The sequence below is a fragment of the Corynebacterium aurimucosum ATCC 700975 genome, assembly GCF_000022905.1.
Classification (GTDB): Bacteria; Actinomycetota; Actinomycetes; order Mycobacteriales; family Mycobacteriaceae; genus Corynebacterium; species Corynebacterium aurimucosum_F.
The window spans coordinates 1,304,539-1,323,283 of the sequence record NC_012590.1; the positions used below are offsets into that span (position 1 = coordinate 1,304,539).

General features: G+C 61.6%; 16 protein-coding genes. All 16 read left to right on the forward strand.

From position 1 onward, the window contains the following. The first annotated feature begins 29 nt into the window (after positions 1 to 29). Positions 30 to 1,193 carry a glutamine-hydrolyzing carbamoyl-phosphate synthase small subunit gene (gene carA / locus CAURI_RS06160; protein WP_010186808.1) on the forward strand — a complete coding sequence of 388 codons (1,164 nt, stop codon included), beginning with the start codon at positions 30 to 32 and terminating at the stop codon, positions 1,191 to 1,193. A gap of 30 nt (positions 1,194 to 1,223) precedes the next feature. Next, on the forward strand, positions 1,224 to 4,565 hold the full coding sequence (carB, locus tag CAURI_RS06165; RefSeq protein WP_010186805.1) for a carbamoyl-phosphate synthase large subunit: 3,342 nt from the start codon (positions 1,224 to 1,226) through the stop codon (positions 4,563 to 4,565). Beyond that, entirely contained in the window at positions 4,549 to 5,397 is an 849-nt protein-coding gene (gene pyrF, locus CAURI_RS06170; RefSeq protein WP_010186802.1) for an orotidine-5'-phosphate decarboxylase, read from the forward strand. The genes carB and pyrF overlap by 17 nt, the downstream gene beginning before the upstream one ends. 270 nt (positions 5,398 to 5,667) lie before the next feature. After that, positions 5,668 to 5,988, forward strand: a complete 321-nt coding sequence (gene mihF, locus CAURI_RS06175; protein WP_010186801.1) for an integration host factor, actinobacterial type — start codon at positions 5,668 to 5,670, stop codon at positions 5,986 to 5,988. 8 nt (positions 5,989 to 5,996) lie between these two features. Next, positions 5,997 to 6,566 (forward strand): guanylate kinase, encoded by a 570-nt coding sequence (gene gmk, locus CAURI_RS06180; RefSeq protein WP_010186800.1) that lies wholly within the window; start codon positions 5,997 to 5,999, stop codon positions 6,564 to 6,566. A gap of 38 nt (positions 6,567 to 6,604) precedes the next feature. Beyond that, positions 6,605 to 6,907, forward strand: a complete 303-nt coding sequence (gene rpoZ, locus CAURI_RS06185) for a DNA-directed RNA polymerase subunit omega (protein WP_010186799.1) — start codon at positions 6,605 to 6,607, stop codon at positions 6,905 to 6,907. A gap of 164 nt (positions 6,908 to 7,071) precedes the next feature. Beyond that, on the forward strand, positions 7,072 to 8,331 hold the full coding sequence (gene coaBC, locus CAURI_RS06190; RefSeq protein ID WP_035116710.1) for a bifunctional phosphopantothenoylcysteine decarboxylase/phosphopantothenate--cysteine ligase CoaBC: 1,260 nt from the start codon (positions 7,072 to 7,074) through the stop codon (positions 8,329 to 8,331). A 115-nt stretch (positions 8,332 to 8,446) separates the two neighbouring features. Continuing rightward, positions 8,447 to 9,670 (forward strand): methionine adenosyltransferase, encoded by a 1,224-nt coding sequence (gene metK, locus CAURI_RS06195; protein ID WP_010186797.1) that lies wholly within the window; start codon positions 8,447 to 8,449, stop codon positions 9,668 to 9,670. An 11-nt stretch (positions 9,671 to 9,681) separates the two neighbouring features. Further along, a complete protein-coding gene (locus CAURI_RS06200; RefSeq protein ID WP_010186796.1) occupies positions 9,682 to 11,724 on the forward strand; it encodes a primosomal protein N' in 2,043 nt (680 codons plus the stop codon). A gap of 95 nt (positions 11,725 to 11,819) precedes the next feature. Beyond that, positions 11,820 to 12,329, forward strand: a complete 510-nt coding sequence (def, locus tag CAURI_RS06205; RefSeq protein ID WP_010186794.1) for a peptide deformylase — start codon at positions 11,820 to 11,822, stop codon at positions 12,327 to 12,329. A gap of 88 nt (positions 12,330 to 12,417) precedes the next feature. Continuing rightward, positions 12,418 to 13,416, forward strand: coding sequence for a methionyl-tRNA formyltransferase (gene fmt, locus CAURI_RS06210; RefSeq protein WP_010186792.1), 999 nt, complete (start codon positions 12,418 to 12,420; stop codon positions 13,414 to 13,416). Continuing rightward, the gene (locus CAURI_RS06215; RefSeq protein WP_012715022.1) at positions 13,413 to 15,008 is read left to right on the forward strand and encodes an RsmB/NOP family class I SAM-dependent RNA methyltransferase; all 1,596 of its coding nucleotides are present in this window, start codon (positions 13,413 to 13,415) and stop codon (positions 15,006 to 15,008) included. Before fmt ends, CAURI_RS06215 begins: the two co-directional genes overlap by 4 nt. A gap of 28 nt (positions 15,009 to 15,036) precedes the next feature. After that, positions 15,037 to 15,714, forward strand: a complete 678-nt coding sequence (rpe, locus tag CAURI_RS06220; RefSeq protein ID WP_010186786.1) for a ribulose-phosphate 3-epimerase — start codon at positions 15,037 to 15,039, stop codon at positions 15,712 to 15,714. Positions 15,715 to 15,740: 26 nt separating this feature from the next. Further along, positions 15,741 to 16,739 (forward strand): bifunctional diaminohydroxyphosphoribosylaminopyrimidine deaminase/5-amino-6-(5-phosphoribosylamino)uracil reductase RibD, encoded by a 999-nt coding sequence (gene ribD, locus CAURI_RS06225; RefSeq protein ID WP_012715023.1) that lies wholly within the window; start codon positions 15,741 to 15,743, stop codon positions 16,737 to 16,739. 80 nt (positions 16,740 to 16,819) lie between these two features. After that, positions 16,820 to 17,458 carry a riboflavin synthase gene (locus tag CAURI_RS06230; protein ID WP_010186782.1) on the forward strand — a complete coding sequence of 213 codons (639 nt, stop codon included), beginning with the start codon at positions 16,820 to 16,822 and terminating at the stop codon, positions 17,456 to 17,458. Positions 17,459 to 17,469: 11 nt separating this feature from the next. Further along, the gene (locus tag CAURI_RS06235) at positions 17,470 to 18,732 is read left to right on the forward strand and encodes a bifunctional 3,4-dihydroxy-2-butanone-4-phosphate synthase/GTP cyclohydrolase II (RefSeq protein WP_010186780.1); all 1,263 of its coding nucleotides are present in this window, start codon (positions 17,470 to 17,472) and stop codon (positions 18,730 to 18,732) included. The last annotated feature ends 13 nt before the right edge of the window (positions 18,733 to 18,745 follow it).

Consider the following 18,745-nt stretch of genomic DNA (forward strand, 5'->3'; position numbering starts at 1 on the left):
AGAAAATTCACTGAAAGGTTCAACACACAGTGACTTCCACTACCACCACCCCCGCCATCCTGGTCCTCGCTGATGGCCGCACCTTCCGAGGCTTCGGCTTCGGCGCCACCGGTACGACCCTGGGCGAGGCCGTCTTCACCACCGCCATGACGGGCTACCAGGAGACCATGACGGACCCGTCCTACAACCGCCAGATCGTCGTTGCTTCCGCGCCGCAGATTGGCAATACGGGCTGGAACGATGAGGACAACGAGTCCCATGACGACAAAATCTGGGTTGCTGGCCTGGTTATCCGTGACCTTGCCCGCCGCGTCTCCAACTGGCGTGCCGCCCGCTCCTTACCGGAGGAGATGGAGAAGCAGGGAATCATCGGCATTGGCGGAATCGATACCCGCACCTTGGTGCGCCACCTGCGCAATCACGGCTCCATCAAGGCCGGTATCTTCTCCGGCGAGGCTGCTCAGCGGGACGTCGAGGAGCTCATCGCTGAGGTGAAGAACCAGCCCTCCATGGTCGGACTCGACCTGTCGGCAGAGGTCTCGACTGATGAGGTTTATACCTTCCCGGCCGTAGGGGAGAAGCGCTTTACCGTTGTGGCCTATGACATGGGAGTCAAGACCGCCACCCCGAAGAACTTTGCCGAGCGCGGCATCGAGACCATCGTGGTTCCCGCCAACACCCCGTTCGAGGAGATCAAGCAGTACAACCCAGATGGCGTGTTTGTCTCCAACGGCCCGGGCGACCCGGCTACCGCTGACACCATGGTGGGCATCGTCCGCGACATCCTTGCCGCCAAATACCCCTTCTTCGGCATCTGCTTTGGCAACCAGATCCTCGGCCGTGCGCTGGGCATGGAGACCTACAAGCTGAAATTTGGCCACCGCGGCATCAACGTTCCGGTGCGCAACCAGCTCACCGGAAAGATCGATATCACCTCCCAGAACCACGGCTTTGCCTTGGCCAGCCCCTCGGGCAAGGAAGACCCGGCCGGTGAGGAATTCGATACCGACTTCGGCCCGGCAGTGGTCTCCCACACCTGCCTCAACGACAACACCATCGAAGGCGTTGCGCTCAAGGATGGCATGGCGTACTCCGTGCAGTACCACCCGGAGTCCGCCGCCGGCCCACACGATGCCAACCCGCTCTTTGACCAGTTCATCGAGCTCATGACTGAAAAGTCCCCGAACAAGTAGAACGCAACCAGGAAGAGGAAGAAGAAACACATGCCAAAGCGCAACGACATCAATCACGTCCTGGTTATCGGCTCCGGTCCGATTGTTATTGGCCAGGCCTGCGAGTTCGACTACTCCGGCACCCAAGCTTGCCGCGTGCTCAAGGAAGAAGGCCTGCGCGTCACGCTGGTCAACTCTAACCCGGCAACGATCATGACGGACCCGGAATTCTCCGACCACACCTACGTGGAGCCCATTGAGCCTGAGTTCATTGAGAAGATCTTCCAGAAGGAAAAGGAAGAGGGCAACCCCATCGACGCGGTGCTGGCCACACTCGGCGGCCAGACCGCTCTGAACGCCGCGGTGCAGCTGGACCGCCTGGGCATCCTGAAGAAGTACGATATCGAGCTCATCGGTGCTGATATCGACGCCATCGAGCGTGGTGAGGACCGTCAGAAGTTTAAGGATATTGTCGCCTCCATCGGCGGTGAATCCGCGCGCTCCCGTGTGTGCCACACGATGGAGGAGGTCCACGAGACTGTCGCTGAGCTTGGCCTCCCGGTCGTTGTACGCCCATCCTTCACCATGGGCGGCCTGGGCTCTGGTCTGGCCTTCAACGAGGAGGACCTTGAGCGCATTGCTGGCGGCGGCTTAGCTGCCTCGCCGGAGGCGAACGTCCTCATTGAGGAGTCAATCCTGGGCTGGAAGGAGTTCGAGCTTGAGCTCATGCGTGACGGCGACGATAACGTGGTGGTCATCGCCTCCATCGAAAACGTCGACGCCCTCGGCGTTCACACCGGTGACTCCGTGACCGTGGCCCCGGCATTGACCCTCACGGACCGCGAGTACCAGAAGATGCGCGACCAGGGTATCGCCATCATCCGCGAGGTTGGCGTCGACACCGGCGGCTGTAATATCCAGTTCGCTGTAAACCCAGATGACGGCCGCATTATCACTATTGAGATGAACCCGCGCGTGTCCCGCTCCTCTGCGCTGGCCTCCAAGGCCACAGGTTTCCCGATTGCCAAGCTGGCCGCCAAGCTGGCGATTGGCTACACCCTGGATGAGGTGCGCAACGATATCACTGGCGTAACCCCGGCGGCCTTCGAGCCAACGCTTGACTATGTCATTGTCAAGGCTCCGCGCTTTGCTTTTGAGAAGTTCCCGGGCGCCGATGACACCCTGACCACCACGATGAAGTCTGTGGGCGAGGCCATGGGTATCGGCCGCAACTACATTTCGGGCCTGAATAAGGTCATGCGCTCGCTGGAGGGTAAGCCTTCTGGTTTCTGGACCAAGCCGGATGAGTACTTCGCCGGGGAGCGCGCAACGGACGTGGAGGCCGTTCTCAAGGACCTGGAGCGCCCGACCGAAGGCCGAATCTACGATGTCGAGCTGGCTCTGCGCCTCGGTGCCACGGTGGAGCAGTTGCACGAGCACTCGCACATCGACCCGTGGTTCCTTGCCGAACTTGAGGCGCTCGTAGAGTTCCGCGAGGAGCTCGTGAGCGCGCCGGTCCTGGACGCTGAATTGCTGCGCCGCGCTAAGGTCTTCGGCCTGTCCGACGCCCAGATCGCGGCTCTTCGCCCAGAGTTTGCCGGTGAAGACGGCGTGCGCTCCCTGCGCTGGTCTTTGGGCATTCGCCCGGTGTACAAGACCGTTGATACTTGTGCGGGTGAGTTTGAGGCCCAGACCCCGTACCACTACAGCGCTTATGAAATGGACCCGAACGCTGAGTCCGAGGTATGCGAGAGCAGCGAGAAGACCAAGGGCAAGGTCATCATCTTGGGCTCCGGCCCGAACCGTATCGGCCAGGGCATCGAGTTTGACTACTCCTGCGTTCACGCCGCCCTGGAGCTTTCCCGTAAGGGCTACGAGACGGTCATGGTTAACTGCAACCCGGAGACGGTGTCTACTGACTATGACACCGCCGACCGTCTCTACTTCGAGCCGCTGACTTTCGAGGATGTCATGGAGGTCTACCACGCGGAAGCCGCGTGTGGTGAGGTTGCCGGCGTCATCGTTCAGCTGGGTGGCCAAACCCCGCTGGGGCTGGCTGAGCGCCTGACGGCTGCTGGCGTTCCGGTCGTGGGAACCTCGGCCGCTGCCATCGACTTGGCTGAGGACCGTGGTGAATTCGGCAAGGTGCTCGCCGAAGCCGAACTGCCCGCACCTGCTTTCGGCACCGCTACCTCCTTCGAGGAGGCCCGCCAGGTCGCCTCGAATATCGGCTATCCGGTGCTGGTGCGCCCGTCTTACGTGCTGGGCGGCCGCGGCATGGAGATCGTCTACGACGAAGATTCGCTGCGCGATTACATTGAACGCGCTACCGAAATCACCTCGGATCACCCGGTCCTCGTGGACCGCTTCCTGGATAACGCCATTGAGATTGACGTCGACGCGCTGTGCGACGGCGAGGAGGTCTACCTCGGCGGCGTGATGGAGCACATCGAGGAGGCCGGTATCCACTCCGGTGACTCTTCCTGCGCGCTGCCGCCGATGACCCTGGGCCCGGAGGATATTGAGAAGGTGCGGGAGTCGACGCGTCGCCTAGCGCACGGCATCGGCGTCAAGGGCCTGATGAACGTTCAGTACGCACTGAAAGATGACACCCTCTACGTCATCGAGGCCAACCCGCGTGCATCCCGCACCGTGCCTTTCGTCTCCAAGGCCACCGGCGTGCCGCTGGCCAAGGCAGCCGCGCGCGTCATGCTGGGTGCGTCCATCGCCGAGTTGCGCGAGGAAGGCATCATCCCGTCCACCTACGACGGTGGTTCCCTGCCCCTGGAGCACCCGATTGCGGTCAAGGAAGCCGTGCTGCCGTTCAACCGCTTCCGTCGCCCCGACGGCCAGCTGCTGGATACCTTGCTCTCCCCGGAGATGAAGTCCACCGGTGAGGTGATGGGTCTGGCCGATAACTTCGGCGCCGCCTACGCCAAGGGCGAGATGGCCGCCTTCGGTGAACTGCCCACCGAGGGCACCGTGTTCGTCTCCGTGGCCAACCGCGATAAGCGCACCCTGATCTTCCCGATTCAGCGCCTGGCCTACATGGGCTACACCATCGTGGCTACCGCTGGCACTGCGCAGATGCTGCGCCGCAACGGAGTCGAGTGCGAGGTAGCTCGGAAGGTCTCGGAGGCCACGGAGGGCGAGGAGTCCATCGTGGACCAGATCCTCGGCGGCAAGGTTGACCTCATCCTCAACACCCCGGCAGGCTCCGCCGGCGCCCGCCACGATGGCTATGACATCCGCGCTGCTGCGGTATCCGTGGGTGTTCCGCTTGTGACCACCGTCCAGGGCGTGACCGCGGCCGTGCAGGGTATTGAAGCCCTGCGCCGTGGAGACCTCAAGGTACGCGCGCTGCAGGAGCTTGAGCATGACCCAGCCAACTAGGAAGACGCCGTCTTTCGGTGAGCGCCTCGTAGCAGCCGGTGCAGAGCGCGGGCGCCTGTGCGTGGGCATCGACCCGCACCCGCACCTGCTGGAGGCCTGGGGGCTGTCGGTTGATGTGGACGGTCTGCGCACGTTTACGCTGCGCTGCGTAGAGGCCTTCGCGGAGACCGCCGCGGTGGTGAAGCCGCAGGTGGCCTTCTTTGAGCGTTTCGGTTCGCGCGGCTTCGCAGTTCTTGAGGAGGCCCTGGCGGGCCTTCGGGAGCACGGCTGTCTGAGCCTAGCGGACGCGAAGCGCGGAGACATCGGTTCCACCATGGCGGGCTACGCACAAGCCTGGCTGGGGGAGGACTCGCCGTTGCGTTCCGATGCTGTGACGGTCTCGCCCTACCTCGGCGTGGGTGCTTTGAGTCCAGTCTTCGACCTAGCGGAGGCCGCCGGCCGCGGCGTGTTTGTCCTTGCGGCGACCTCCAACCCAGAGGCCGTGGCGTTGCAGTCGCTGAGCGTGGACGGACGCAGCGTGGCGCAACGAGTCGTCGACGAGCTTGCTCAGCGCAATGCGTCTGCGGTTGGGACAGACAACACCGTGGGTGCTCTCGGCGTGGTCGTGGGCGCGACGTTGGAGGCTCCGCCTGCATTAGACCAATTAAATGGTCCGGTGCTGCTGCCGGGCGTCGGCGCCCAAGGCGCAACGCCCGCAGATGTAAGGCAACTCACCGCAGCTGCGCCCGAACTGGGCTTTGCCAACGTCTCCAGGGCCATCCTTTCGGTGGGGCCCGACGTTGCTGACCTGCGCAAAGCCGTACTCGACACCGCTTCAGAGTTTCGGTTCTAAGACGCCGGGTAATTAACAGCGTGCTGGATTAACAGGAGCGCTGTTTACCTGGTATTTTGTTTAAGGCATGTGCGTTGACGTGCAGGAACCTTTAAAAGAAAGGGGCCGCGTTGCGTCACCGCATACAGACCAGTGCTAGGATTGCCAGAAGTCGGTTCGTGGAGGTAGCAAAAGCTATCCCGCGCTGGGGAAATCTTCCCACCGTGAGCCGTGATTCTGGTGCTAGCCATCAGATGACAATGTTCGTACTAATGAAATCGGAGGAAACCCGTGGCCCTTCCCAAGTTGACAGATGAGCAGCGCAAAGAAGCTCTCGCAAAGGCCGCTGAGGCCCGCAAGGCTCGCGCTGAGCTCAAGGCTGCGCTGAAGCGCGGCGAGACCAACCTGCAGGAAGTCCTGGAGAAGGCCGAGACCGACGAGATCATCGGCAAGACCAAGGTCTCCGCTCTCCTCGAGGCTCTGCCGAAGGTTGGCAAGGTCAAGGCCAAGGAAATCATGGAGGACCTGGAGATTGCTCAGACCCGTCGTCTGCGTGGCCTGGGTGACCGTCAGCGTCGCGCCCTGCTCGAGCGTTTCGGCTACGGCGAGTAATTAGCACAATGGCCGACGAAACTGCACGCGGGCGCCTGGTCGTTCTGGCCGGGCCATCCGCTGTGGGTAAGTCCACTGTGGTTTCGCGCCTGCGTGATGATGTTGACAACCTCTACTTCAGCGTCTCAATGACGACGCGCCAACCCCGTCCCGGCGAGACTGACGGGGTGGATTACTTCTTTGTCTCCCCGGAGGCTTTCCAAGAACACATTGACGCCGGTGACATGCTCGAATGGGCTGAGATCCATGGTGGTTTGCAGCGCTCCGGGACGCCGGCTCAGCCGGTGCAGGAAGCAATGGCGGCCGGCCGTCCGGTGTTGGTGGAGGTTGATCTTGCAGGCGCCCGCAACGTCAAGGCGGCGATGCCGGAGGCGGAAACCGTGTTTCTTGCCCCACCATCCTGGGAAGTTCTGGTTGAGCGCCTGACTGGGCGCGGGACCGAACCGCAGGATGTCATTGACCGCAGACTGCACACTGCAGAGACGGAACTTGCCGCGCAAAAGGAATTCGACCACATCGTTGTGAATGAAGATCTCGATGAGGCCGTTGCTGCAATTAGTGCTATCCTGCGTGGATAGACCACGATTTTGACCATCTACCAACAGTAAAGGTGCATGTGACCAACGTGACCACACCTGCCAATTCTGAGGCCGTGAAGCCGGAGCCAGTATTCGATCCGCCGACGGGTATTACCGATCCGCCGATTGATGAACTGCTGGGCAAGGTCTCGTCCAAGTACGCTCTGGTGATCTTCGCTGCTAAGCGCGCACGCCAGATCAACAGCTACTACCAGGAACAGGATGAAGGCGTCTTCGAGTTCGTCGGACCGCTGGTAACCCCGGAACCGGGTGAGAAGCCGCTGTCCATCGCCCTCCGCGAGATTGACGCTGGCCTGCTGGACCACGAGGAAGGCAACTAGCCCGCTTCATCGTGAAGGTAAAAGGGCAGCTTCTTCAAGTGCCTTGGCGCCATTCTGAATCTAAACCCGCCCAAGTGTCTACCTAGACGCTTGGGTGGGTTTGCTGTCTCTTGGGTACTATCGGCCGAGTGAAGGACGTACAGAAAATCCCAGATAGTTCAGAGTTGAGACCTGCGCCGACCAAGTCCGCAGGGGGCCGCCGAATCCTTATCGGCGTGGCAGGCGGAATTGCTGCCTATAAGGCGTGTCACCTTATTCGGGATTTTAAAGAACGCGGCGATGATGTTCGCGTCGTTCCCACGGAGGCCGCGTTGAACTTCGTTGGGGCGGCTACCTTCGAAGCCTTGTCAGGAAACCCTGTTTCCACAACCGTCTTTGATGCTGTGGACGAGGTTCAACACGTTTCCTTGGGCCAGCAGGCTGATGCGGTCGTCATAGCCCCTGCCACCGCGGATCTTATCGCCCGGTTGGCCTGTGGCCGCGCTGATGATCTTTTGTGCGCATCTGTGCTCGTTGCTACGTGCCCCGTCATCATTGCTCCCGCCATGCACACGGAGATGTGGCTGAATCCAGCAACCCAGGACAATGTGGCAACGTTGCGTCGCCGCGGTATCACCGTGATGGAGCCGGCCCATGGCCGACTCACCGGCACCGATACGGGTGCCGGCCGCCTGCCGGATCCGGAGCAGATAGCGGAGTTTGCCCGCACGATTATCGCGGGGCATCGCGTGGACCATAATTGGCAGGGTCGGAAGGTTGTGATCTCTGCCGGAGGTACCCAAGAGAACCTTGATCCAGTGCGCTACCTTGGCAACCGTTCTTCCGGGCGGCAGGGTTTTGCCTTGGCGGAGATCGCTGCGCAACGCGGGGCGGATGTCACTATTGTTGCTGGAAATACTGAAGCGCTTCCCATCCCCTCAGGCGCTTCCGTGGTGCGCGTGACATCGACGCGGGATATGCAGGAGGCGATGAATAGGGAAGCTGCCGATGCGGACATCATTATCATGGCCGCGGCTGTTGCCGACTACCGTCCCGCGTCCGTGGCGGATTCGAAGATGAAGAAGGGCGCAGCCGATGATGACTTGGCTAGTCTCGAACTGGTGGAGAACCCGGACATACTCAAGGGGCTGGTGCAACGGCGTGAGAATGGTGAAATAAAGCGCGAGGCAATCATCGTTGGCTTTGCTGCCGAGACTGGTGATGAGACTACTAGCGTGCTCGAGTATGCCCAACAGAAGTTTAAGAAAAAAGGCTGCGATGTTCTTATGGCTAACGAGGTTGGGGAGGGCAAGGTCTTTGGCCAAGCCACGAGTGCCGGGTGGATCCTTCGTCGCTCTTCTGACCCAGTGGTGGTTGCCCCGGGCTCAAAGCAAGTTGTGGCCGCACAGATTCTTGATGTGGTGAATGAAATGTTGGAAAAGTAGCACTCGTTCTTGCAGTTGTAGACCGCTTGGTCTACGATGGGGCGGTGTTAACAGCCGAGGCGTGGGCGAGGCGATGGCTTACCCACGGCGCGCAGAATTAGTTTAAGGAAGATTTGTGACTGATAAAGCTGCTCAGGCAGTGCGCCTTTTTACTAGCGAATCCGTGACAGAAGGTCACCCGGATAAGATTTGTGACGCGATCTCGGACGCCATTCTTGACGCCCTTCTGGAGGAAGATCCTGACGCCCACGTCGCTGTGGAGACCCTCGTGACGACGGGCCAAGTCCACGTCGTGGGCGAGGTGCGTACCTCCGGTTATGTTGAAATCCCGCAGATCGTCCGCAAGACCCTTGTAGAGATCGGTTTTACCTCTTCCGATGTGGGCTTTGATGGCCACACCTGTGGCGTCAATGTGGCCATCGGTGAACAGTCCCAGGAGATTGGGGCCGGTGTCGACGCCTCCACAGAGGTGCGTTCGGGAACGTTTGAGGATGATGACCAGTATGGCGCTGGTGATCAGGGCCTCATGTTCGGCTACGCAACGAACGAAACTCCAGAGTTTATGCCGCTGCCGATTTCGACGGCTCACCACCTTTCGCGCCGTCTTACCCACGTCCGTAAGGAAGGTATTGTGCCTTCGCTCCGCCCGGACGGAAAGACCCAGGTCACCTTCGCTTACGACGAAAATGATGTGCCGACGCGCTTGGAGACGATCGTGATCTCCACGCAGCATGATCCGGAAGTGACCCAGGAGTGGTTGGCCGAGCAACTTCGCACCCACGTCGTCGAGTGGGTCGTGAACGATGCTGACTTGAGCCAGTACTACACCGAAGACACTGAGCTTCTCATCAACCCATCCGGATCCTTCATTCTGGGCGGGCCAATGGGTGATGCGGGCTTGACCGGCCGCAAGATCATCGTGGATACCTACGGTGGCATGGCCCGCCACGGCGGCGGTGCGTTCTCCGGTAAGGACCCAAGCAAGGTGGACCGTTCCGCGGCTTACGCTATGCGCTGGGTGGCTAAGAACATCGTGGCCGCTGGCCTGGCAGACCGCGCCGAGGTACAGGTCGCCTACGCCATTGGACGTGCAAAGCCGGTTGGTCTGTATGTGGAGACCTTCGGCACTGCCCACGAGGGCTTGAGCGATGCTGACATTCAGGCAGCGGTGAATAAGGTCTTCGACCTGCGCCCAGCCGCGATTATTCGCGAGCTCGACCTGCAGCGCCCAATCTATCGCCAGACTGCAGCCTACGGACACTTCGGGCGCACTGATGTCGAACTGCCGTGGGAGGACACCTCGCGCGCCGACGACCTGCGTCGCGCCGCCGGCCTGTAGAATCGGGCCCTATGCCCAAGAAGACACCCGCCGCCCAGCAACCGGTCGCGCGGGTGTTGCCTTTGTTAGGGGTAGCCCACCTGGATCGAGAGTTCGACTACCTCATCGATGAATCGGATTCACAGGCTGCCCAGCCCGGAGTACGGGTGCGCATTCGCTTCAACGGCCGCCTGGTTGACGCCATCTTGTTGTCGCGGGCTAGCGATTCCGACTATGCGGGTTCGCTTCGCTATATTGACCGCGTCATTTCTCCCTACGCGGTGTACACCCCGACAATGTCGGCGCTCATCGAATCCCTCGCGGCTCGTTATGGCGGCGTGCGCTCCGACATCATTCGTACCGCGATCCCGGCGCGCCACGCCAAGGCCGAGGAAGCGGACGTGGATACGCCGTGGGAGGAACTGGGCACTGCCGAGCATCCGGATCTCTCTGCGTGGTCGGGCTATCAGCACGGTGAGTCCTTCGTAGATTCGGTTTTGTCGGGGCACATTGCCCGGGCAGCCTGGCAGATAGCCCCCGGGGAAGACTGGGCTGGTGCTTTGGCCGCCCTTGGGACGAGCGTGGCGCTGCAGGGCGGGGGCGTGCTCATGGTCGTCCCCGATCAGCGTGACTTGGATTGCCTAGAGGCGGCGTTTCGCCGCCACGTCTCCGCCAAACAGATCACTGTCCTCGCACACAGCACTGGTCCCCAGGCCCGTTATCGTCGCTACCTTTCCGCCTTAACTGGTCAAGCACGGATCGTCATTGGTACTCGCTCCGCAGCATTCGCCCCAGTCAAGGACCTTAAATTGGCCGTTGTTCTCAATGACGGCGACGATAATTTGGTAGATAACCTCAAGCCCTATGCCCATTCGAGGGAGGTACTCAGCACCCGCTCGGCACAGGAAGGCTGCAGCCTTATCCTCGCCGGCCATGCGCGCACTGCGGAAGCCCAGTTGCTTGTTGAATCGGGGTGGGCTCACGATCTTCTCCCTAGCGATACGGCGCTGGAGAAGAGGCGCCCCAATATCCTTGCGGTGGGTGCGTACGGGATTAATCTGGCCCGCCACATGCAGGGCGGGACCACGGCTGTCAGCGGCCCGGCATTTCAGGCCACACGTGCAGCGCTCGATCGCGGTGAGCCCGTTCTCGTGCAGGTCCCGCGTAAGGGATACGCGCCGATTTTGGCGTGTGGGCACTGCGCGTCCCCGGCGCGTTGCCGCCATTGCAATGGCCCCTTAGGGCTGCCTTCCGCTGGTGCTTCGAGAGATGAATCGACAGATTCGGCTGCGCTGCCCACATGCCGGTGGTGTGGGCGCGTCGACGCGCATTATCGGTGCTCCGAATGCGGCTCGCCGCGGCTGCGCGCCATCGTGCTGGGGTCTGAGCGCACAGCGGAAGAGATGGGCCGCGCTTTTCCTAATACCAGGGTGATTCAGTCAGGCGGCGCCACAATCCTCGATGAGATTCCAGCCGGTCCCGCGCTGGTTATCGCTACGCCCGGGGCGGAACCGCGCATCGCGGAGGGTGGGTACTATGGCGCCGCTCTCTTGGTGGAAACCGGGGCGCTGCTGGGCCGCCAGGATCTGCGAGCCACGGAGGACACTTTGGCCAAGTGGGCGGCTGCGGCCACTCTCGTCGCGCCGGCTCGCGACGGCGGTGCGGTGATCGTCGCCGCCGATGAGCAGCTGCCACTGGTGGGCTTCTTGAGCCGCTGGGACATGGTAGGAGCTGCAGCAGTGGAATTGCAGGCACGCCGTGAGGTGCGCTTCCCACCTGCCGTGCATATGGCGGCCGTCGACGGCGCCGATGCCTCCCTCGATGCATTTTTGGAGTTGGCGGAACTTCCGGAACATGCGGAGCTTCTCGGACCCGTCCCGTTGCCGCCGGGAGTGAGCTTGCCAGGTGACTATGACCATGAGCGCGGCGGTGAGCCGCAGCGTCTACTGATTCGTACCCCGTTAGGACCGCGTTCAGAGCTTGGTCAGGCATTGAGAAGGGCTAATTCTGTGCGCAGCGCACGCAAGGATGTGTTGCCGCTGCGCATCACCGTAGACCCAATCAACATTGGTTAACTGGTGCTTCCTTTTCACCCCTGGCGGGCATGCGCTGCTGGAGGTGAACTATTCTCGGTAGCCGACACACTGTTTAGCCCTCGAGGAGTACTACTATGACCGTGCGCGAGGTTCGCCTTTATGGCGATCCGGTCCTGACCACCCGTGCCGAGGAGATCACCGAGTTCGGGCCGTCCCTGGAACGCTTGGCCCAGGACATGCTGGAAACCATGGAAGATGCAGGGGGAGTCGGATTAGCCGCTAACCAGATCGGCGTAACCAAGCGCATCTTTGTCTTCGATTGTTCGCACTTTCAGCACGGCCTGCGCGGTGCGGTTATTAACCCGGAGTGGGAAGCGGTAGGGGAGGAAATGCAGTTAGGAACTGAGGGCTGCTTGTCCATCCCAGGTATTTCGCAACCCACCGAGAGATTCTCCACGGTGCGTCTGCGCGGCTACGACCCGCAGGGCCGGCCTGTATCGATGCTGGCTTCGGGGCTTATGGCGCGCTGCATACAGCACGAAACAGATCACCTGGACGGTGTCTTGTTCCTCCAACGCCTGAGCGACGAGCTGCGTAAAGAATCCATGAAGACCATCCGCCAAGCGGAGTGGTTCAACTCATAGCAGCACGCACGCTCTGCCGACAGTGCGGCCCCAAATCGATTAAAAACTAGAACCAAACAACGTGAACTAAGAAAGGCCTGCTCTCACAGTGCGCATTATTTTTGCCGGAACCCCCGAGCCCGCTGTTGTGGCTTTGCAGAAGCTCATCGAGTCCCATCATGAGGTAGCTGCAGTCATCACTCGGCCTGACGCCCGCCGCGGTCGCGGACGCAGCTTGCATCCGAGCCCCGTGAAAGCCCTAGCTGAGGAACACGGTATCGAGGTGCTCACGCCAACCACCCTCAAGCAGGGCACCGAGGACGGTGATGCGTTGCGTGCACGGCTAGCAGAGATCGCCCCTGAGGCCATTCCAGTGGTCGCCTACGGAAACCTGATCACCGAGGACCTGTTGAGCCTTCCCAAGCACGGCTGGGTCAACCTGCACTTTTCTCTTCTCCCAACGTGGCGCGGCGCCGCCCCAGTGCAGGCCGCTATCGCTGCGGGAGATGAGCGAACGGGTGCTACAACCTTCCGGATTGATCAAGGTCTGGACACCGGGGACATCTTGGCCACCATGGAAGAGACAATCCGGCCCACTGATACCGCGGATGACTTGCTGACGCGATTGGCGTATGCCGGCGGTGATCTTCTCGTCGAGACGATGAATGGTTTGGAAGATGGCAGCATTATCCCGCAGCCGCAGGAGGGTGAGGCCACCTACGCGCACAAGATTGCCACGGAGGACGCCCGAATTGATTGGACCGCGAAGGTTGACGTTATCGATCGCCACATCCGCGCGCATACTCCAGGGCCGGGCGCGTGGACCCTACTGGGGGAGTCGCGCTTGAAGGTAGGTCCGGTCAGCGTCGTGGAGCCAGCAGAACTAGGGGAGCTGTCAGACACTACCGCGTTGACTTCGTTGCAACCGGGCGAGGTACACGTGGCGAAGAAGGAGGTTATGGTCGGTACCGGAAGTACCCCGGTGCGCCTAGGCCAGATCCAACCGCCCGGCAAGAAGATGATGAATGCCGCCGACTGGGGCCGTGGCCTTTCCAGCCAGGCTTCCCAGGCAGCAGAGGGCGGCCAGGTTGAGGTGAAGTTCTCATGAGTGGAGGTTTCCGATCCCGTAGCAAGTCCGGTGATCCGGCAGCTCGCACCGAGCGCAGCGAACAGCAGCGCGGCGGTGGACGCACAACCGCACGTGGCGGTACGAACCGCCAGGCTAAAGTAAAGCGAGAGCATCGAGGCGGGCAGCGCCATCACAACCGTCGGGACGGACACTCAGCGTCCTTCATGTCCGCAGCGCGGCGCTGCGGAGTCGATGTTCCACGCGCGGTAGCTTTCGAGGTGCTGCAGCGCGTGGAGGCCGATGATGCTTTTGCCAACCTCACGCTGCCTAAGGCAGTGAGCGCGAACAACCTGAGCGGCCGTGATGCAGCCTTCTCTACGGAACTCACCTACGGTACGCTGCGCAGCGAAGGCGTGCTTGATGCGGTTATCGCCACGTGCGCTTCGCGCGGATTAGAGGCCATTGCACCTGACGTTCTCACCGCCTTGCGAATGGGAACCTACCAAGTGCTGTACACCCGCGTTGAAGCGCATGCGGCGGTCGATACCACCGTCCGCCTCGTGGAGGCAGCTGGCCACGAAAAGGCCAAGGGCTTTGCCAACGGCATTATGCGCACCATCACCCGCACACCTGCGCACGAGTGGCTAGACAAGCTTGCTCCACAGGAAGAGGTCGCGGCTGTGGCCTTCCGTCACGCTCACCCGGAGTGGATTGCCCGCTCCTTCGGACGCGCCTTGGGCCTGCTGGACACCGGTGATAGCAAGCTCAACGCTGAGCAGACAACAGAGCTGGAACGCGCACTCGAAGCGGATTCTGAGCGGCCCCTGGTGCATCTGGTAGCACGGCCCGGCGAAATCTCTGCCGAAGAGCTTGCTCTCATTACCGGTTGCGAGGAAGGACACTATTCGCCTTATGCGGTTTATCTTGAGCAGGGTGACCCGGGCTCGCTTGAGCCCGTCCGCCAGAAACTGGCAGCTGTCCAGGACGAAGGATCGCAGCTCATCGCACGCGCAGTGACGGAAGCTGAACTCATCGGCGAAGACACCGGACGCTGGTTGGACCTGTGCGCGGGCCCCGGTGGTAAGGCTGCGCTGATGGGTGCCATCGCCCGCATAGAGGGGGCGGAAGTCGATGCCGTAGAAGTCTCTCCGCATCGCGCCACCTTGGTGGAAAAGACGGTGGGTGACCTACCTGTCCGCGTGCATCGTGCGGATGGTCGTGCTCCGGGTCTCAGCGCAGGCTTCGACCGCGTGCTTGTCGACGTCCCCTGCTCCGGCCTCGGTGCACTGCGCCGCCGCCCCGAAGCCCGCTGGCGCAAAACCGAGTCCGATATTGCGGAGCTCAACCAACTTCAGAGCGAGCTCCTTGAATCCGCATTGGAGTTCGTGCGCCCCGGTGGTGTCGTGGTGTACTCCACCTGTTCGCCCGATCTGCGTGAGACCCGGGGCATCGTGGATGCGGCCTTGGAGCGCCATGGGGCCGGGGCAGAGGTGCGTATCGAGGAGCTGGATGCGCGCGATGTGTTGCCTGAAATGGGGGACCTCGGCAGCGAGCTCTCCGCCCAAATGTGGCCGCACCGCCACGGCACAGATGCAATGTTTTTCGCTGTCCTTCGCCGAGTGGCGGACTAGTGGCGCGTGAGGGACTAGGCTGAGTGTCATGTCTGCACACTCACCTGGTCCCATCATTTCCCCATCCATTTTGGCCGCTGATTTCACCCGCTTGGGTGAGGAGGTTGAGGCCGTGGCCAATGCGGATTGGATCCACGTTGACATCATGGATGGTCACTTCGTGCCCAACTTGTCCTTCGGCCCGGATATCACCGCGACGGTGGACGGGATTACCTCGCAGACCCTCGACGTTCACCTCATGATCGAGGATCCGGAGAAGTGGGTGGAAACCTACGCCAAGGCCGGAGCTGATTGCATCATCTTCCACGTCGAGGCCGTGGCCGATAAGGATGCGGCCATCGCCTTGGCTCGCAAGATCCGCGACCTAGGGGTGCGCGCGGGCTTCTCCATTAAGCCGGGCACCCCGATTGAGCCCTGGCTGGATGCCTTGGAGCACTTCGACGAAGTTCTCGTCATGTCTGTCGAACCGGGCTTCGGCGGTCAGAGCTTCATGCCGGATCAGTTGGACAAGGTTCGCACCTTGCGTGCAGCCATTGACGAGCGCGGTCTCAATGTCCTCATCGAAATCGATGGCGGCATTTCCGCAGAGACGATCCGCTCCGCCGCTGAGGCGGGTTGCGATGCCTTCGTGGCAGGTTCGGCCATTTACAAGCAAGCAGATAAGGCAGCGGCCGTTGAGGAGCTGCGCCGACTGGCTACGCTGTGAACCCACGCAACGACAACCCGGTCTTAATGCGGGCCCTCCACGTGGCCATGGGGGCCGGCGAGCAGGTACGAGGTACGACGAGCCCAAACCCGCCGGTGGGAGCAGTCATTCTTGATTCCGCTGGGCAGGTGGTCGGCGTTGGTGCAACCCAGCCCCCGGGCGGGCCGCATGCTGAAGTCATGGCGCTGCGCGATGCGGGGGACAAGGCACGCGGTGGAACCGCGGTGGTCACCTTGGAGCCCTGCAATCACACTGGCCGTACTGGGCCCTGCGCGCAGGCGCTTATCGATGCCTCTGTGGCCGCCGTGTACTACCTCCACCCGGACCCCACCCCGCAAGCCGGGGGAGGGTCAACCACCCTGCGCCGCGCCGGCATCACCGTGGGACAGCTCTCGGCACCGACAGAGAGAGCAGATGCACTGGAGCCGTGGCTGGGCGCCGTCGCACTCGGTCGCCCGCACGTCACGCTGAAGTTCGCACAGAGCCTGGATGGTTTCACCGCCGCGGTAGATGGCAGCAGCCAGTGGATCACGGGAGAGCAAGCCCGCGAGCATGTGCATCGTGACCGGACCCAGCGCGATGCCATCCTGATCGGAACGGGCACAGCGTTAGCGGATAACCCATCCTTGACGGCGCGCTTCCCGGATGGCTCCTTGCGCCCGCAGCAACCGCGGCGTGTCGTCATCGGCTCCCGGAATGTGTCACACGGAGGAAAAACCAACCTCGAGAGACTAGGTTTTGAGCACTATGCCTCCCCACAGGAGGCCCTAGCTGAGCTTTATACCACGGGCGCCCGGGACATCCTCGTCGAAGGCGGCGCGGGGCTCGCCACCAGCTTCATGGAGCTAGGTTTCGTCGACCGGATCCAGGCGTATATAGGAAATGTCGTCCTCGGCGAAGGCAGGGGCGTTCTCACCAGTGCTGTGTCCTCGAACTTGGCCGGCGCCCAGAGATGGCGGCGTTGCGCGGTTACCGAGCTCGGCGAGGACCTGCTCGTGGAATATCGCAAGGATGAAAAGCTTTGAAAGCTGGAAAGCTTTCAATGGGTAGAAGATTCACGGGCTAGAAGATTTAGAGATTTACAAAGGGAAGGGGAGTGCGGTCTATGTTTACCGGACTCGTTGAAGAGATCGGTCGCGTCGATAGTGTCGAACCGCAGGGTGATGCCGTGCGGTTGGGCATTGCGGCATCTACCGTATTGAGTGATGCGCAACTGGGTGATTCCATCGCGGTCAACGGCGTGTGCCTGACCGTTGCTGAGTTGGGAGAAGGAACCTTCACCGCAGATGTCATGAAGGAGTCTTTGAACCGCAGTTCCCTCGGCGAACTCGAAGTGGGCGCGCCGGTTAACCTTGAGCGCGCGGTGCTCCCGACGACGCGTTTGGGCGGCCACATTGTGCAGGGACACGTCGATGGCACCGGGACCTTGTTGTCCCGCACGCCTTCAGAGCACTGGGAGGTATTGCGCTTTAGTCTGCCGGCTGAGCTGGCGCGCTACGTGGTGGAAAAGGGATCCATCGCGGTGCAGGGAACCTCCCTGACGGTATCGGCCTTGGCAGATGGGCAAGGAGAGCCTGATGCAGAAGCCTTCTTTGAAGTTTCACTCATTCCCACCACACTGCGCGATACCGTCTTTGGTTCTATGAAGCCAGGCGCCCGGGTAAACCTCGAGGTAGACGTGGTTGCAAAGTATGTGGAGAAAATGGTTCACCCTAACGCCCACCGCGTGGGAACAGAGGGATAGAGTTAGTCCTTATGAGCGCTGCAGATTCTGCTTTTAGTTTAGATAGCGTCGACCAAGCCATCGCCGATATCGCGGCCGGCAAGGCAGTCGTCGTCGTGGACAATGAGGACCGCGAGAATGAAGGCGACCTCATCTTCGCCGCCGAGCTCGCCACCCCGGAGCTCGTGGCTTTTATGGTGCGCTATAGCTCCGGCTACATTTGCGCGCCGCTGCTCCCGGAAGACTGTGAGCGGTTAAACCTACCGCCAATGCTGGCGGTAAACCAGGACGTGCGCCAGACCGCTTACACCGTAACGGTGGACTTGGCTAATGGCTCGACGGGTATCTCCGCCACCTCGCGCTGCGACACCATTCGGCGCTTGGCTGATCCTTCCTCTGAACCGTCGGAGTTCACGCGCCCTGGCCACGTGGTTCCGCTCGCTGCGCGCCCGAATGGTGTGCTCGAACGCGATGGGCACACGGAAGCTGCCATCGACTTGGCCCGGCTGGCCGGTCTGCGCCCAGCCGGCGTGCTGTGTGAAATCGTCTCCGAAGAAGACCCCACGGACATGGCCCGCTCGCCGGAGCTGCGTCGCTTTGCCGATGCCCACGGGCTGACGATGATTTCCATCGAGCAGCTCATCGAGTGGCGTCGCCACAACGAACAGCAGGTTCGCCGCGAGGTAGAAACCCGCCTGCCCACCGAATACGGCGAGTTCCGCGCGGTGGGTTATTCGAATGACGTCGACAAGCGCGAGCACATCGCCCTCTTCGTCGGTGACGTGGAGAGCTATAGCGGTGCGGAGGATGTGCCCGTTCGTGTGCACTCTGAGTGCCTTACAGGTGACGTCTTTGCCTCTCAGCGCTGTGACTGTGGGCCGCAGCTGCAGGAATCCCTTCGTGCCGTGCAGGAAGCGGGACGCGGCATCGTCATCTACCTGCGTGGGCAAGAAGGCCGTGGCATTGGCTTAGTGAACAAGCTCAAGGCCTACCGCCTGCAGGACGAGGGAATGGATACTGTTGATGCCAACGTAGAGCAGGGCCTGCCGGAAGATGCCCGCGAGTATTCCGTGGCCGGTCAAGTCCTGCGGGACGTGGGCGTGAAATCCGTGAACCTCTTGACCAATAATCCGCACAAGGGCGAGGGTCTGCAAGGCTTCGGCATCGATGCGACCGCACGCACCGCGCTGGCTACCCCGGCCACGGCGGAGAACATCAGCTATCTGCGCACGAAGCGCGACCGGATGGGGCATGATCTGCCGCAGGTCGCTGAGTGGGACCAGAAGCACTCTTAAAGCACTAAGCCGG

Coding starts and splice junctions, on each gene's coding strand:
- pyrF (WP_010186802.1), top strand. CDS start 4,549: ATGACCCAGCCAACTAGGAAGACGCCGTCTTTCGGTGAGCGCCTCGTA.
- rpe (WP_010186786.1), top strand. CDS start 15,037: ATGTCTGCACACTCACCTGGTCCCATCATTTCCCCATCCATTTTGGCC.
- CAURI_RS06200 (WP_010186796.1), top strand. CDS start 9,682: ATGCCCAAGAAGACACCCGCCGCCCAGCAACCGGTCGCGCGGGTGTTG.
- carB (WP_010186805.1), top strand. CDS start 1,224: ATGCCAAAGCGCAACGACATCAATCACGTCCTGGTTATCGGCTCCGGT.
- ribD (WP_012715023.1), top strand. CDS start 15,741: ATGCGGGCCCTCCACGTGGCCATGGGGGCCGGCGAGCAGGTACGAGGT.
- def (WP_010186794.1), top strand. CDS start 11,820: ATGACCGTGCGCGAGGTTCGCCTTTATGGCGATCCGGTCCTGACCACC.
- gmk (WP_010186800.1), top strand. CDS start 5,997: ATGGCCGACGAAACTGCACGCGGGCGCCTGGTCGTTCTGGCCGGGCCA.
- CAURI_RS06230 (WP_010186782.1), top strand. CDS start 16,820: ATGTTTACCGGACTCGTTGAAGAGATCGGTCGCGTCGATAGTGTCGAA.
- CAURI_RS06235 (WP_010186780.1), top strand. CDS start 17,470: ATGAGCGCTGCAGATTCTGCTTTTAGTTTAGATAGCGTCGACCAAGCC.
- CAURI_RS06215 (WP_012715022.1), top strand. CDS start 13,413: ATGAGTGGAGGTTTCCGATCCCGTAGCAAGTCCGGTGATCCGGCAGCT.